General features: G+C 55.6%; 17 protein-coding genes. 12 read left to right on the top strand and 5 right to left on the bottom strand.

The genetic code is table 11. The features are described from left to right. The first annotated feature begins 187 nt into the window (after window positions 1-187). Both Q363_RS34165 and Q363_RS39855 read left to right on the top strand, forming a co-directional pair. Entirely contained in the window at window positions 188-910 is a 723-nt protein-coding gene (locus Q363_RS34165; RefSeq protein WP_211256492.1) for a hypothetical protein, read from the top strand. A 2-nt stretch (window positions 911-912) separates the two neighbouring features. Then, a complete protein-coding gene (locus Q363_RS39855; protein ID WP_169747248.1) occupies window positions 913-1,947 on the top strand; it encodes an alpha/beta fold hydrolase in 1,035 nt (344 codons plus the stop codon). A gap of 92 nt (window positions 1,948-2,039) precedes the next feature. On the opposite strand, the gene Q363_RS41840 is transcribed toward Q363_RS39855, so the two are convergent. The 3 genes from Q363_RS41840 to Q363_RS34145 form a co-directional block, all read right to left on the bottom strand. Next, window positions 2,040-2,783 (bottom strand): hypothetical protein, encoded by a 744-nt coding sequence (locus Q363_RS41840; RefSeq protein WP_051979733.1) that lies wholly within the window; start codon window positions 2,781-2,783, stop codon window positions 2,040-2,042. Window positions 2,784-2,948: 165 nt separating this feature from the next. Next, window positions 2,949-3,593, bottom strand: coding sequence for a hypothetical protein (locus Q363_RS34150; RefSeq protein WP_157468232.1), 645 nt, complete (start codon window positions 3,591-3,593; stop codon window positions 2,949-2,951). Then, on the bottom strand, window positions 3,580-4,167 hold the full coding sequence (locus Q363_RS34145) for a hypothetical protein (protein ID WP_035359480.1): 588 nt from the start codon (window positions 4,165-4,167) through the stop codon (window positions 3,580-3,582). Before Q363_RS34145 ends, Q363_RS34150 begins: the two co-directional genes overlap by 14 nt. A 776-nt stretch (window positions 4,168-4,943) precedes the next feature. On the opposite strand from Q363_RS34145, the gene Q363_RS34140 reads away from it, so the two are divergent. The 6 genes from Q363_RS34140 (at window position 4,944) to Q363_RS47395 (ending at window position 9,310) form a co-directional block, all read left to right on the top strand. Further along, window positions 4,944-5,330, top strand: coding sequence for an STAS domain-containing protein (locus Q363_RS34140; RefSeq protein ID WP_084081039.1), 387 nt, complete (start codon window positions 4,944-4,946; stop codon window positions 5,328-5,330). Window positions 5,331-5,404: 74 nt separating this feature from the next. Then, entirely contained in the window at window positions 5,405-6,133 is a 729-nt protein-coding gene (locus Q363_RS34135; RefSeq protein ID WP_169747247.1) for an MlaE family ABC transporter permease, read from the top strand. Continuing rightward, a complete protein-coding gene (locus Q363_RS34130) occupies window positions 6,133-6,936 on the top strand; it encodes an ABC transporter ATP-binding protein (protein ID WP_035359475.1) in 804 nt (267 codons plus the stop codon). The genes Q363_RS34135 and Q363_RS34130 overlap by 1 nt, the downstream gene beginning before the upstream one ends. Next, on the top strand, window positions 6,933-7,862 hold the full coding sequence (locus tag Q363_RS34125) for an MlaD family protein (RefSeq protein WP_035359473.1): 930 nt from the start codon (window positions 6,933-6,935) through the stop codon (window positions 7,860-7,862). Before Q363_RS34130 ends, Q363_RS34125 begins: the two co-directional genes overlap by 4 nt. 8 nt (window positions 7,863-7,870) lie before the next feature. Further along, window positions 7,871-8,485: an ABC-type transport auxiliary lipoprotein family protein gene (locus Q363_RS34120; RefSeq protein ID WP_169747246.1), complete on the top strand. Its 615-nt coding sequence runs from the start codon at window positions 7,871-7,873 to the stop codon at window positions 8,483-8,485. 309 nt (window positions 8,486-8,794) lie between these two features. Continuing rightward, window positions 8,795-9,310 carry an ion channel gene (locus Q363_RS47395; protein WP_051979732.1) on the top strand — a complete coding sequence of 172 codons (516 nt, stop codon included), beginning with the start codon at window positions 8,795-8,797 and terminating at the stop codon, window positions 9,308-9,310. 387 nt (window positions 9,311-9,697) lie between these two features. Here Q363_RS47395 and Q363_RS34110 read toward each other — a convergent pair whose 3' ends face one another. Next, window positions 9,698-9,877: a hypothetical protein gene (locus tag Q363_RS34110; RefSeq protein ID WP_035359470.1), complete on the bottom strand. Its 180-nt coding sequence runs from the start codon at window positions 9,875-9,877 to the stop codon at window positions 9,698-9,700. Between the two features lie 1,405 nt (window positions 9,878-11,282). Between Q363_RS34110 and Q363_RS45185 the strand changes: the two genes are divergently transcribed. The 4 genes from Q363_RS45185 to Q363_RS34095 all read left to right on the top strand — a co-directional run bounded on the left by Q363_RS45185 (window position 11,283) and on the right by Q363_RS34095 (window position 14,147). Beyond that, the gene (locus Q363_RS45185; RefSeq protein ID WP_245632660.1) at window positions 11,283-11,444 is read left to right on the top strand and encodes a hypothetical protein; all 162 of its coding nucleotides are present in this window, start codon (window positions 11,283-11,285) and stop codon (window positions 11,442-11,444) included. A gap of 244 nt (window positions 11,445-11,688) precedes the next feature. Next, window positions 11,689-11,997, top strand: a complete 309-nt coding sequence (locus tag Q363_RS45180) for a site-specific integrase (protein WP_035359469.1) — start codon at window positions 11,689-11,691, stop codon at window positions 11,995-11,997. A 163-nt stretch (window positions 11,998-12,160) separates the two neighbouring features. Beyond that, window positions 12,161-12,361 carry a cold-shock protein gene (locus Q363_RS34100; RefSeq protein ID WP_020711995.1) on the top strand — a complete coding sequence of 67 codons (201 nt, stop codon included), beginning with the start codon at window positions 12,161-12,163 and terminating at the stop codon, window positions 12,359-12,361. A gap of 241 nt (window positions 12,362-12,602) precedes the next feature. Beyond that, window positions 12,603-14,147 carry a protein adenylyltransferase SelO gene (locus Q363_RS34095; RefSeq protein ID WP_035359622.1) on the top strand — a complete coding sequence of 515 codons (1,545 nt, stop codon included), beginning with the start codon at window positions 12,603-12,605 and terminating at the stop codon, window positions 14,145-14,147. A gap of 302 nt (window positions 14,148-14,449) precedes the next feature. Here Q363_RS34095 and Q363_RS47390 read toward each other — a convergent pair whose 3' ends face one another. Then, entirely contained in the window at window positions 14,450-14,692 is a 243-nt protein-coding gene (locus tag Q363_RS47390) for an ATP-binding domain-containing protein (RefSeq protein WP_211256491.1), read from the bottom strand. Window positions 14,693-15,285: the final 593 nt, after the last annotated feature.

Here is a 15,285-nt window from a genome sequence, read left to right as displayed (position 1 = left end):
CCATGAGCAGGTCACAGTAGTCAATGCTGGTCTTCTTTATGAGGGTTTTTGGGGCGAAGCTATACGGCGTAGCACTCTTCTTGGAATAGAAGCGGGCCGTTCCTGAGCGAGTTGAAAAGCCAAAGCATAGAATACTCGACGGGCAGGTACTCCCGTGATTGGCTTCACTCGCAAGCCCCGATCAAGCATGCTCGCCCCGTTTGTGCTCCTATTTGCGTTATTTGAACTATCTGGTTGCGTAAGGCGCGGCCAGCGTTACTCTGACATCCAAACACCTACTCCACTACGCCGAGAAGACACTCTCATCCTCGGGTTCATGGGGGGGCGCGACTCTTGGCAGGATGAGGATGTCGGCGTAGGCCGCCTTGCCGCCAAGCTGCGCAAAGCTGAACTGAACGGAGTTCACGTTGAAACAGTAGAGAACCTTAAGCGCGGGCTGGCATTGAAGTTTGTCAAGCACAGCCTGGATTGCGACGGCAATGGCGAGTTGGACCGTTTCGAGCGTAGCTCTGTCCGCCTTATTCTTTACGGGCAGAGCTTCGGCGGTGCTGCAGTCGTAAAGTTCGCACGACAGCTGAACGAACTCGCTGTGCCAGTGCTGCTGACTGTTCAGATTGACAGTGTGGGGCGCGGAGATGAAATGATTCCAGCAAACGTAACAGCGGCTGCGAACTTCTATCAGGACACCGGACGGCTGATCGGCGGCGCAAAGAATATCCGCGCAACGGATCCGAATCGCACCGCCATCCTCTTCAACCGCCGAATCGACTATCGAAATAGCGACGTGCAGATGCGCAGACTTCCCTGGTACAAGAAGGCGTTTCGCACTGACCACCTAAAAATGGACAATGATCCTGACGTTTGGCAGGAAGTGGAGCTATTGATACTGCATGCCATAGAACAGGAGTGACAGTGAGCGTCCTACTTTGGGTGGTCGCGGTGCCCCTCGTCGTGTTGCTTATTGGGGCACTATTTCAAGCAATAGGTTCAGCGATTGATCGACGACGCTATCCTCCGCCGGGTAGGCTTGTTCCCGTGACGGGTGCCCACCTGCATGCATATTCGCAAGGAGAAGGCGAGCCCACGATCATCTTGGAATCAGGCATCGCAGCTTCTTCGCTGAATTGGAGAGCAGTGCAATCGGAGTTAGCGCAGTTAACCCGCGTGATCAGTTATGACCGCGCAGGTTTCGGGTGGAGCGAGGCTGCACGCACCCCGCGCACGATCGACAATTTAGTCTCCGAATTAGAGAAGATGATTGACGCTCTTCAGATCGCCGGACCGCTCATTCTGGTTGCACATTCCTTCGGTAGTTTGATTGCTCTTGCGTACTGTTATCGAAATCCCGATCGTGTCGTCGGGCTCCTGCTGCTGGATCCAATTGATTGTGAGCATTGGCGCACATTGCTCCCCGAAGGCAAGGAGCGATTGGCAATTGGTGCCAGGCTTTCAAGACGCGGTGCCTGGCTGGCACGAGTAGGTGTGGTTCGTTTTTCTCTGATGTTGCTGTCGGCAGGAGCGAGGACGCTACCGAAATGGATCGCACGCATGGCAGGTGGCAGCGGAGAGAGCATCATCTCGCGCATCACTGCCGAGATCAGCAAGATGCCGAGCGAACTTTTACCTACGGTACGCATGCATTGGTCGCGCCCGCAAAGTTTCGAGACCCTGGCACACTATCTTTCTGGACTCACTCTTTGCATGAATGAAGTCACTTACGCCTCGCTGGGTCATCTTTCGCTGATCGTGATTTCTGCCGAGAATGCAACTGAGTCGGAGTTAAGGGAGCATCGCAAGCTGGTTTCACTCTCCAGAATAGGCGAGCACGTCATCGCGGAAAGGAGCGGCCACTGGATACAGTTGGACCGGCCCGATCTGGTCGTTAGCTCGTTGCAACGCTCCTATGGCGTGTCTCGGAATCCGTCCGTTCCTTTACTTCGGCGATAAAGCCGAATTCTGGGCGTTTCCGCTCTAGCTGCTGATCTCGCGGCCACCAAAAGTTGCAGCGCTACATTCCCGTCGAGGGTTCCTCTCGTTTACTAATTCCGGCGGGTCGGTATCGACACATCCTGCTGAAGCGTGAACTCGATCAGGGACTCGGACGGCACCTTCACTTGGTCTCCCTTGGTGATTATTTCGGACCCGGCGCCCGCGCCCGCGCCGACGCCCGCGCCGATCGCCGCTCCTTTGCCGCCGCCGGCGACGGCGCCGATGATCGATCCCACCGCCGCTCCGCCGACTGTTCTCTTTGCAGTGCTCGCCCCGCGCGACTTGCCGGTCAATTCATATTCTCCCGTCACGACCGGCACCGTCTGCCCATTGACCACAAGCGCCGTTAGTTCCAGTCGTAGCTGCGATCTCCCGGTGAATGTTCCGGACTCCTTCGATTCCGCCAGCCGGCCATAGACGGCGGCATCCCTGGAGACGATCTCCTTGCCGTCTACCCGCAGCGGTTCTTCGAGGGAAGCCTCGAAGCGGTCGCCTACGTGGTTCTGCGTGGAGTCGATTGCATCGATGGTGCGCACAGAGACACGCGTTCCTGCCGGGATGGTGACGTACGCCGGGGTCTTTATGCCAGCATGCTCTGCGGGCTGCGGTTCGCTAGGAAGCGAACTCGTCGACGGTTTCGGCAGGTCACGTGTTGCCAATTCGGAATCAAACTTGAGAGAAACGATGTCAGCGAGGTTGTACTTCTGCACCGACGAGCCGACCTGGAAGTTGATCTCACTCTCCGTGCCACCCATGAACTTGCCCTTGATCAGGCTGCCGTTCTTCAGTTCCAAAGAATCGGCCCAAGCAAGTGACGCCCCCAGGCACAGGGCAATGACCAATCCGCAATTGAGCTTGAACGTTACGATGACGTCACCTCTCAGCGTTCCCGTTTACTGCTCCTGGTTTAAGTCGATTGAGATGCCCGGCTGGGGATCGCAATCGACCGCACGCACTGGTTACTTAGACATATTTCCAGTTTCCTGGTCGGCGAGCGCGGCGGGCTGCGCCGGCAGGGTTGAACGTTTCAAAGTAGCTGCCACATTGTGTGCCAGGTTGTGGGTAGCTCGCAGGTTGCCACCGATGAACCGGACATTGCCATCGACAACATGCTCCTGCACGACTTGGCCCTCTCGTGTGACCAACTGAATGCGAACGTTCAATTTGGTCGCTCCATTCACGGTGGTGACAGCCCGTCGAGTCTCGCTACCCGGCGTATATTTTTGAACCGTTGTCTTCAGAATGAGCAGGCCAGGAACATCGTTCGCGTTGCGATCCCCGCTACGGAACAACTGTTTGAACTGCCCCGTTTTGGCTAGCTCTTCCAGGAGATTCTCGTAGATGGCGGCTCCGAAGGATGGATCAAGGCCGACATCGCCAGGGTCGACTCGATCTACCTGCAGGCTCCATGGCTGGGCGCCTCCGCTTTTTCCACCTGTGGAGGATTCCGCAAGCGCAGTTGGGACGAATAGCTGAAGCTGCAACGCACCGAGCAGCAGGATCAGAGCCGCAATCGGTCCGCAGTGCTTGTTTGGCCGGTAGAAGGTGGACAAGCTAAACGCGGTCTTAGTTGCGGCAAGGGAAGCTCCTTTATTTGTTTTCATTCTTGCCCTCAAGAGTGCTTTGGGTAGTGGCTCGGTCTGCCAGCGGCGTGATGTGCGCGCCGTTGGCTACAAGGGCCTTCTGGAAAGGTTGTCCCTGCCCTTTTTCCAGTTGGAATATGGCACCGTGAAAACCACCGTTGTTATCAAGATATTCCACTGTGAGGAAGTCGTATTTCTTATGTGCGAAGAGGCTCACCACCCGCCCTCCGCCATAGGGAGCTGCAGTTTTGGCCAGCTTCATCGCCGTGCCGCCTACCTGCTTGTCTTGATCCTCGACAAAGATGTTTTGAATAGAGCTTATGCTCACCTGTTCGGCCGTACTTCCATCGTGCTGAAATTGCATCACACCACCTTGGATTTTCAACTCTCCGGTGGCGTTATGCTTCGTACCTTCAAACCCCAGGATTTGCGTGGCATGGATATCCGACCCGGGGACCGGACTTTGTGCGTCGCTCTGAGTCTGGCCTATCGATGCCCCGCTTAACGAGAACAGGAGAGTTAGAAAAGCTAATCCATGCCCAACCTGAAAAGAAGTCATCGGTGTCTGCCTGGACGGTATAGGTTTACGATTCATAATTCCTTCCTTGCAGCCGCAATGTTGTGATAGCCTCGTTGATTCGCAAAAGACCTCGCTCCGAGAACTAAAATCGGTAGACGAGATCCGACGCCGGTTGTGCCGGCTGGGTGTGTCATCTTCACAGGAGCATTCAGCGCTCCAATCCGAGCGAACAAGAGGTCGCAAGACCCAAGCGCTTTGTTCCAACTACTTTGCGCCGCTAATTCATAGGACGTGCTCGTTTGCACCTAGCTTTCAAAGTGTCAAGAATTCAGCAAATGCCAAGACCGCTGACTGGGGGTTGGCACTGAGGCCCACCCTGTCGTTCACGAATCAGTCACTCAATCGTTGATGCGCTCCATAGACAGTCGAGCTACGCGTAAAGCCAGCTTTCGGGAGAGCGGGGAATGGTCCAAAGCTGAAACGGAACCGGCGCCGCGGCATCCAGAGCTGTGCGCAGCAAGTGTCAGCTGGTTAACAGTGCCAAAGTTAAAGTGGGAGCGGGCTGCCATTTGCGCAAACTTCAGCCTTCACGCCGTCTCCAGACCGCGTCTTGGATGGATATTCGTGGTTGAGGCAGTGAAGGTGCCTTCAACAGCGACAGCTTCGATTATCTGCTTTCTATTCTGTGCGGGAGGGACCCGCTTCCTCAAAGTACGACTGCCTAACACCCGTGCGTGCCGCATGTGGCATTTGAACGGAACGGAGGCTTGAAGTGGAACCGTGAGTGCAAGAGCGAACATGAGCTCGCGTCAACGGCTTCGTACCAGTTCTGCCTCTGTCGAAAGGGATGAATGCATAGCAATACCCTTGAGAGCCACATGCTCGGTGAAACCAATCTCGAGATCATCCTGAATGAGAGCGATGGGACGACGCTCATGCGCTTGCGGGGACGCCTAAGTATTGACTCTTCGCCAGATTTCCGAGATCAGCTTCTGGCGGTCCTGATAGGACAATTGTCAAAAACCGTCGTCGTCGATATGGCGGAGGTTTCCTACATTGACGCCTCGGGCATTGCGACTCTCCTCGAAGGACTAAAGATCGCTCGCCCTCGCCAGAATACGATGTTCCTGAGGGGGCTGCAAGGTCGGGTGCTTCATCTGTTCGAAGTTACGGGCCTCTTGGATCTATTCGAAAGCGATGGCCATAGAAGTGCCTCCACAACGCCGAAGGTGACCTGATGGCAACTGTTCTCGAAGGAGTTGGAAGAAAAACCATTGCCCAACTCGAGTATGTCGGAAGTCTGAACATTCAGTTGTGGGCCACGCTGCGCGCCATCAGGAGCGCGTTACCTTTTGTCGGGAATCCCTACCGATGGAAAGCATCGGTACGCCAGATGTTGCAGATTGGGGTGGACGCACTGCCGATGGTTTCGCTGATGGCGATTTGCAGTGGCTTGATTCTCGCCATGCAAGGAGCGTCTGAACTACGACGGTTCGGCGCTTTGCACTATGTGATCGACTTGGTGGCGGTCGGCTTCACGCGTGAACTCGGCCCACTGCTCACCGCCATTGCCGTCAGTGGAAGATCGGGCTCCTCTTTCGCGGCTGAGATTGGAACCATGAAGGTGACCGAGGAACTAGATTCTTTGCGGGTGATGGCGCTCGAACCCATCGAGTTCGTCATGGCGCCAAAGTATCTGGCCGCGCTGATCGCGGTTCCCTGTCTCACGATCGCGTCCAGTGTTTTCGGTATCGTGGCAGGCGGATTGTTTATGTTCTTCAGCACCCGACTCGCGCCACTACTCTACTTTCGATCTGTGTTGGAATCGATCGTGCTCCGCGATGTGATCACCGGGCTCATCAAGAGCGTAGCCTTTGCCACCATCATCGCTCATGTTGGTTGCTTGGAAGGGTTCCGTGTGCGCGGGGGGCCCGATGCGGTAGGCCGTTCCACAACCAGCGCGGTAGTGAAGTCGACTTTCCTTGTGATCGTGGCTGATGCCATCTTCACCGCTATCTTCTACTTCACGGGGCAGTCGTAATGCCGATCATTTCGATTCGCGACCTGGTGGTCGAATACGACGGACGCCGGATATTGGATGGACTCAGCCTCGACATCGAGCATGGAGAGACGATGGTCCTGCTGGGCGGCAGCGGTTCTGGTAAGAGCACACTCTTGCGTCAAATTCTTGCCCTGGAACGCCCCAAGTCAGGCAGTGTCTCGGTGAAAGGAATCGACATCACCCGGTGCTCAACCGCTGAACTGAAATCCGTCCGCCTCTCTCTCGGCGTGGCGTTTCAAAGCGCAGCTTTGTTCAATTCGCTTTCGATCGAGGACAACGTCGCCCTAACCCTGCGAGAACACACCAGCCTCGCGCCTTCAATCGTACGGTTGGTCGTGGGCATGAAGCTGGCCGCGGTTGGTCTGGCGGACTTCGGCAAGTTACATCCGCAGGAATTGTCTGGTGGCATGAAGAAACGGGCGGCAGTCGCGCGCGCTCTTGCTCTCGATCCCGAGATTCTGGTGCTCGATGAGCCCTCTGCGGGACTGGATCCAATTGTTGCGGCGGAACTGGATGAACTCATTCTTGTGCTTAAACAGGTCTTCCAGATGACGGTCATTGTCGTCACCCACGAAATGGCGAGCGCGTTCCGAATCGCAGATCGCATCGCAATGCTGTATCAGGGTAGGTTTGCCTTGATTGGAACCAGGGACGAAATCAGAGCGAGCCAGAATCCACGCGTGCGGCAGTTCCTCGATCGTGTTCCTGGGGATACGGCGAAAACGCCCGCGTTAGCTGGTTACTTCGAAAAATATCTACAGAGTCAGGAGCCAAACGAGTGACGACGGAAGCAAAAGTCGGGGCGTTCGTGCTGGGATGTTTCTCGATCCTTGCATTCACGGTCATCTATCTTGTGCATGCGCAGTTCGGTGGGGATACGATTCCCTATCGAACCTATCTGCGTTACGCCGGCGGACTTGAACCGGGAGCTTCTGTGCTCTTTGGTGGGATCACAGTCGGCGAAGTGAAAGCCGTTCGGCCTTGGGCGGTAGACCCCACCAAGATAGAAATTCTGCTCCAAGTAAAACAAGGCACTCCATTGAACGAGAAGTCTGTGGCCAAGCTCGGTTTGGTGAGCATCATGAACAGCGCAGCACTGTCGATCACCACCGGCAGCAACGACGCGAAGCGGCTTGCATCCGGGTCGGCGATCCCATCACAGGAGGCCGCCAGCCTGGATGAGATCGCCGGCAAGATGGCGGCTGTCGCCGACAGTGCCAACGCGCTCATCACCCAAGCACAGGGAGAGCTTCAAGGTATCACCGGAGACGCACGAGGTCTTCTTGCCAATCTGAATACTATGACTGGCCCGCCCACACAACGGAAGGTTCAAGCCACGCTGGATCATGTCAACGGATTGCTGGCGACCGAAGGCCCGAAGATCGATCGTATCTCCGACCAATTGATCGCGCTCAGCCAACATGCCGATAACACGGTCCAGAATGTGAATGGAACTGTTACAGATATGCGGGAGCCAATCCGCAATGATCTGGCCGAACTGCAGCGCACTTTGCTGCAAGCGAAACAATTGCTGGCGGACATGCAGGTCATGGTACGTGCGAACGACTACAAGATCGATGACACGGTGGAAAATCTGCGCGTGGCAACTGAAAACCTGGATCAGCTGACTGACTCGCTCAAGCAGCGCCCATGGAGTCTGATTCGGATCAAGGAACCGAAAGATCGGCAGGTCACAGAACAAAAATGAGAGTGGACATGAAAAAGCATCTGAACGCAGCTGGCTTTGCGCTTGCCGCCCTGATTGTACTGGCGGGCTGCGGAGGAGCAGTGAAATATCCCAATTACTACACGCTCCACACACCGCCGCCACCGGACCCGCCTATGGCGGAAAATATTCACGCAACCTTGGCCGTGCGCGAATTTCGATCACCCACCTACCTGCGGCAGGGAGCCATTGTCTACAAGACGTCGCCGGAACAGATCGGCTTTTACAATTACCATCGCTGGGCGGTGGATCCGCGTGAGTTCCTGACCAATGCCGTAGCGGATCGCCTGCGCGCCAGCGGCAACTTCAGCCAGGTGAAGCTATACGACGGACGCCTCGACGTGGATTACGTGCTTAGCGGACGCCTCGAAGAGCTTGAGGAGATCGATTACGAAGGTGGTGTCAAAGTCCGGGTTGCAATCTCCACCCAAATGGTGAGGGTTGCCACAGGTGCGACCGTGTGGACCAACTCTGTTTCCGAGGTTGGAACAGTCAGCCAGCGCGATGTGCCTGCGGTTGTATCCGCGATGAACGCGACGATGGAGCGCGCCATTGAAAAGCTGCTGACACCGACTCCCGCCCCGGCTTTGATCAAGGCACAGTAAGCATCGATGGACGCTTCAGAGCCCATGCGCTGTGGATCGCCTGTACCGTGACATGTCACAAGCTACTCTTTGCGAGGCATGAGACGCTAGTGCAGGTTCGATGTATGGAAGGAAAGGAATTGTGTGTTTCATGCTTGCTGTGTTCGAGGAATGTACGACTACGGACCTATGCATTCGACAAACGTCTGGACACCGAAGTGCATATATAGGTGTGGATTGGAGCGGAAGCTTGGAAAACAGGTAAGGAATACTTCGCGATAAAGCAAGCGAACAAAGACTAGACCGGTTACCTAACCAACTGACCAGACTATGAGTTTCGTACACCAAGCCTACATAACGACTTTTCTGGTGACGCTCACAGTGATATTGCAGAGCGTAGGCATGTCCAGTCTCATCCACTGGACAAAAGTTCGGTTTCCCCAGGGCGTTCACCAGCTCGGCCTTTTCCGGTCCTTTGTACTCATGGTGCGGTTCACAAGTCTGCTCGTCTGCTTACACATGTTGGAAATTCTGTTGTGGGCGTCCTTTTATCGCTGGAAATGTTTTCCAACCTGGGAAGTGGCTTTCTATTTTTCGGTGGGTAACTATGCCACAGTCGGCGCAGGAAATGTTTCTCTCCAGCCAATATGGCGACTGATGGGCCCGGTGGAAAGCATTACAGGTGTGCTGATGTGCGGGCTCTCCGCAAGCTTCCTGTTTGCCATTGTGACTCGGCTCGTTCAGTTACGGGAGCCGAAACTAGTCGACCCCCCGCGCTGGGCGTCCCAGCCTCCAGAAGTGCGGAGTCAGCCAACAGACTGTGTAGACCCAATATTGCCGAATTGACGGTTGGGAGGCTCGCTCTTCCTGAGTGGGCGAATGATAGACGAAACTGCTGTGGAACGAAAAGGCCCCGGGTGAACATCACCGTGGCGCTTAGGCTCTGCTGCCAGTGGGGTTCGTCGGGGTGGAGTGTGCCAAAGTGTGCCAGAGTGTGTCCGAAATTGACCGTAAACCTCTGTATGAGCATGCCCTTCCACACGAGGCTGTCGCTGTGGAAGTTATTGATTTGTAAATGGGATAGATGGTGGACGCGGAAGGAATCGAACCTTCAACCTGTCGATTAAGAGTCGAATGCTCACAATACACTAACTGTCTGTATTTTCATTGATTTAAATGGATTTACAGCCCTTCCCGCCCGCACAGACGCACGCCGCAAGTTGTTCAATTTGTTCAGTAGAATTCAAGATGTATACGGACGTTGGTCAGGTTTTGGTCAGGTTTCATCAGTCCTTCGTGCAGCTGAATGCTGGCGTGCCTCAGCGCCGCGGCGGGGATCATCACGCTCCCGACGGCGGCGATCGCCTGAGTCAGAGCAGCGTGCGCCTCCATAGCCTTCGGCAGAGAATGCATCGATTTCTTCGGTTCAGAATAAACCGATGTTTCGCTCGCTCCCAAACGGCAGGGCCAGCAGCGTTGAACGCCAGCCATGGCCCACTCGGCTAGTCGCCTGCCTGAAACTCGACGTTCAGCCAGGCGATATAGCCGACGATAGTGTTGCGGCGGGATCTTCGGGCTGGAGGAGTCGAACTTGTCGCAAAGACGGTCGATCTGGTGGCTGACCTACTGTTCGGGCTCTCGCTGCAGCACAGAAAAAAATAACCCCTCTCCCACCATGAGCGAGAGAGGGGCCGCGAGTGTTGGGCAGGTCGTGCGAATGCCCAACACGGCTTGCAGGGCCTGATTACATTCGAGTCGCAAATCCCCCGTGAGGGAGTGGTACTAGAATCCACGATGCTCACCGCCCGCTCAATACCACTTCTGTGCAAAGTAAAAACCCCACGCTATGGTGGGGTTTTGGGTCCTAACCCCCTAATTGATTGTGTGGGTAGGATTTGAACCTACGACCTTTGGGTTATGAGTGATGTAAGTAACCTATTTTAAACGAGTTGTAGCGTGTGGTTGGGAGTTTTAAAGAGTGCTAAGGAGTCGTAAAGACTTTTCAAGCATTGGTAGCTGGGGTTGGTTTGGGGTTGAAAACGTAGAGCCGCAAATCGTGACTCTCGGGTTGGAACCTGTCCTGAAACTGATGACAAACGGCTAGAACTTTTGAAGCCGAGCAACTGAAAAATCGCCAAGTGGCTGAACGAGCGTTCCTGAAAAGATGGACAATTTCGCTCTAAAGACATGCTTTTCTAATGTTGCGTGCAACCGAATTGTCACTGAGCACACCCAGCACTTGCCATTCGTGCGGTGTGCGATGACTTTCTTCCATGCCATGAAGTGTCAATCGGCTGAGCAATTTAAAACAAACAGCTTATGAGACGCTATAACCGGCCAAATCGGTACGGTCGGCACAAATTGGCGCCAAATTGACACCAAGAATCGCAAGCGTGGCTGGGACTGAACCGTGGCGGGACAGCCTCGGACTGCCACGCTGTGATCTCGTCGACGCGATACACGAACCTGGTCTGTCGCTCTGAAGGGTTAGCAGTGTCGGAGTGGCTAGGCTGAATTGCGCTCTAACAGTAGCTAAGCTGTTTATAATCAGGTATTTTGCCAATGAAACTGGCAATTGTCAGGGTTTAAAATCGTTGCATGACAAGCGAGCTCGTTTTGGTGCCTGTGCCACCTGAAAGCAGGGAAGCGGAGCCTCTCGCCCTCACCCCGGCCCAGGCCCGGCTGCGCAGCTGGTCCTGGACGCGGTGCTGTCGCCCCACACCCGGGGCAACTACGCCAAGGCACTCGACGACCTCTTCGCCTTCTATGCCAGCCGGCCTCTCTCCCGCTCCTTATTAATAATGGAGTGGAGGCGGGCATGGAGTCGCTTTCCCCTTCGACGATCAACCTCCGGCTCTCGGCTGTGCGCAAGCTGGTGGGCGAGGCCCGGCGGAACAAGATGATCGGATCGGAGGAGGCGGCCAGCCTGACGACATCCCCAACATCCGCCAGAAGGGAACCCGGCTTGGCAATTGGCTGACCCGGGAGCAGGCGAAAGAGCTGCTGGCCGTCCCCGACCGCTCTACGGCTCAAGGGCAAACGCGACTACGTGATCCTGGCGCTTCTGGTTGGCTGCGCCCTGAGACGGAACGAGCTGGCCGAGCTTGACGTCGAACCATCCAACAAAGGGAGGGGCGCTGGGTCCTGGCCGACCTTGAGGGCAAGGGTCGGCGCATCCGAACCGTGCCATCCCCATCTGGGTCAAGCAGGGCATCAACGCCTCGATGACCGCGGCGGGGATTGAAGACGGTCGGCTGCTGCGTTCGATCTCGAAGAGCGGGAAGATTAACCGCGACACCCTGAGCGACTGGGCGGTCTGGTCGGTAGTTGAACAGTCATCGAAGCAAATCGGGATCGAACACTTCGGCGCCCACGACCTGCGCCGTACCTGCGCCAAGCTCTGCCGCAAGAATGGCGGCGATCTCGAGCAGATCAAGTTCCTGCTCGGCCACTCCTCGATCCAGACCACCGAACGTTATCTGGAGTCGGAGCAAGACATTGGGATCGCGGTGAACGACAATTTGGGAATCTAGTGGAGACCGCGACTTCTCGCGGATTTTGGGGACGCCACAATTTGACGAGCGGGGTGCTAATATGCAAACACCTTGCACGGGAACAAGTTTGGTTTTAGCAACGATGCGACCCGAACCCCAATTTGACTGCGCATGGCAACAGATGAGAACCGAGGAAAACACTATGGAACAGGGAACAGTGAAGTGGTTTAACGATGCCAAGGGGTTTGGCTTCATCAGCCGTCAAAACGGCGAAGACGTTTTCGCACATTACTCCGCAATCACCTCGAGCGGCTTTAAGAGCCTCCAAGAGGGTCAGGCTGTGCAGTTCAATGTGATTAAGGGGCCTAAGGGCTGGCAGGCAGCCGACATTCAGCCTCTTTAAATTGCTTACTTCTTTTGCGAAAGGGACCGGCTTAGCAGACTCGCTGAACGGTCGAAGATGCCGCTTGTGGTTTGGAAGCTGGACCGGCTGGGACGAAATCTGGCCGATTTTGACCCGGCCCTTCGCCAAACTCGAACAGCGCAAGATCCACTTCGAATCGCAGCCGGTGTTGCATTTTCTGAGTACCGTTCGGTCGATACCTTGCACGGAACTTAAAGCCCGTGCCAACATCCAAGTACCTATGAGTTCACAGGATGTTCCCGAGTTTGGAGACTCCGCAGTCTCTGACTCCGACCCCCTTGCAGTTCGTTTCAACTTCCTAAATACCTATGCGCGTCTGCCGGAACGCTTCTATGCACGGGTGAATCCAACGCTGGTAGCTGTCCCGAGCCTCGTGAAGATAAATGTGGAACTGGCGCGGTATCTGGGATTGGATCCGAATGCCCTGAAGAGTACGCAGGGAGTCGAGATTCTGGCTGGTAATCGTGTCGCCGAGGGCTCCGAGCCCCTGGCGATGGCCTACGCCGGACATCAGTTCGGGCATTTTGTACCCCAGCTCGGCGATGGCCGCGCCAACCTGTTAGGCGAGGTGATTGCGGTTAACGGTGTGCGCTACGATGTCCAACTCAAGGGATCTGGTCGGACACCCTTCTCTCGTGGCGGCGACGGCCGAGCCGTGCTCGGTCCGGTTTTGCGCGAGTATATCGTGAGCGAGGCCATGGCGGCGTTGGGCGTGCCAAGCACTCGGGCTCTCGCTGCCGTGACGACAGGGGAGCGAGTGTATCGCGAAACGATCTGGCCTGGAGCTGTGTTGACCAGGGTAGCGGCGAGCCACCTCCGCGTAGGAACCTTCCAGTACTTCGCTGCAAAAGGCGACACAGAAGGGACGCGACAGCTGGCAGACTATGCGATCGCCCGGCACTATCCAGGAGCATCGCAGGCTAAACAACCCTACCGGGCCCTGCTGGACGGCGTGATCGCCCGGCAATCAAACTTGGTTGCACAGTGGATGCTCCTCGGCTTCATCCACGGCGTCATGAACACAGATAACACCTCCATCTCGGGAGAGACGATCGACTATGGTCCCTGTGCCTTCATGGAGGCATACGATCCTACTACTGTCTTCAGCTCCATCGACCAGCAGGGACGCTATGCCTATGCGAACCAACCTCGTGCCATGCTCTGGAATCTGACACGTCTGGCCGAAGCGCTGCTACCGGTTATGGCGGAAGAGGTAGGCGACGACGAAGCCGCACTGGAGTCGGCTAAAGAGGCGCTCTCAGCCTTTGATCCTCAATACGAGGCGGCTCGAAGTGCCGGCCTTCGCCGTAAACTAGGTCTTCTGACCGAACGTCAAGGCGATGCCGCATTGGTCGAAGATCTGTTGGAACGTATGGCGTCCAACCACGCCGACTTCACGTTGACCTTCCGACGACTGTGCGATGCTGCAGCAGACCCGCTAGGGGACAGGGAGGTGAGTAAGCTGTTCGATAACCCCGTCGCATATGACTCATGGGCTGCTGGGTGGCGCCGTCGTCTCGAGGAAGAGTCCACTGCACTGCAATCACGCACGGAGATGATGCGGATGGCAAGTCCGGCATTCATCCCGCGCAACCACTTAGTGGAGGAGGCCCTCAGCGCCGCCACTGAGGGCCAAGACTTCCAGCCGTTCGAGGAGATTGTGAACGTGGTATCGCGCCCATACAAGGATAGGCCGGAGTTGCTGCGCTATGCCACGCCAGCTAGCCCTGACGAGTATGTGAGTCATACCTTCTGCGGGACGTGAGGGGCGAGTCCGCAATCCATCTGTCACGCTGCACTCAATTCGCGAACTTTGCGCGCAAGAGCCACCAGCCCGAACCTTCGGTACTGGGCAGCCCACCGTTGCACTGTCCGAAAAGGTACTCAAGCCTCTGCTGCAATCACTCTCAGGGGTCGGTCATGCTCCAAGTGGGGCTCAAGCAACCGGAATCGATGCAATGCAAGATCCCGACTCGCAGAGGACAGCTCGCCCACCGTTTGCATGCGCTCAATATACGCCAAATAGCGTGCAAATATTTACGCCAAATAACTTGCAAAGCAACATTTCTATGAGCCTTTAGCCTTTGATCTATTCGCACTTTTTAGTGCCGAAGGATAATCCCCAAGGAGATTCAGCGCAGGGTCTGCGCCTATCATTCCGGGCTTGCTCTGCAGGACGAGGAGCACGCAAGAGCGTTTCGCTCTTGTGACAGCGTTGTAGAGCAACTTCCTTCGCTTTTCCGCAGGCGGAAGGCGATATCCCCAAAATATGAAAACGTGATCAAACTCCCTGTTCTTGGCGCCATGCACGGTAGTGACTTCGAAACGACCCGTCGGAGGGCTATATAAACGATCTGCGTGCAGTCCAGCATGGGCGAACTGAGTAACGAGATCCGAATGAATCTGCGGCCGTCCGGTGAGCTTGCCGAAACGGACAATCTTCGAGTGGATAGACCTTTGATCCTAATTGACACTCCCAGTCAACGAGAGAGGGGTACTGTTCTCTCCGTCTTGCCTTGCGTTTCCAAGGTGTGATGCAACTGGTCCTGCGGCTGATCCCATGGCTCCTCAATACAGAGATGATGGTCAGTTTACTGCGATAGGTAAAAGTAGCATCCAGCGCCGGCTTTTTGGGACCCTGAATCTCCGCACCTACAGTTTTTAGCAGACCGCTGTGGGACGAACGCGCCTGAGGTTGGGACGAGTGGCAGAATTACGGCGAACCGGGAACGCTTTTCAGGCGGATAGTGGCCTAAATGCAGGTGTTTAGTAAACGTTTACTGCAATTCATCCTCATTTTGTGTTTCATCCCAATTTTCATATGGCGTCGGATTTCCAATCCAGGGATTCTGTTCGGGGATTCAGAGTATGCGGTTTTGTCTTCATTCAGATAGGACAAATGT

Origin of the sequence: Edaphobacter aggregans DSM 19364, assembly GCF_000745965.1 — a bacterium.
Taxonomy (GTDB): domain Bacteria; phylum Acidobacteriota; class Terriglobia; order Terriglobales; family Acidobacteriaceae; genus Edaphobacter; species Edaphobacter aggregans.
Note: the sequence above shows the minus strand (reverse complement) of the source record. Positions and strands in the feature narration are given on the sequence as shown.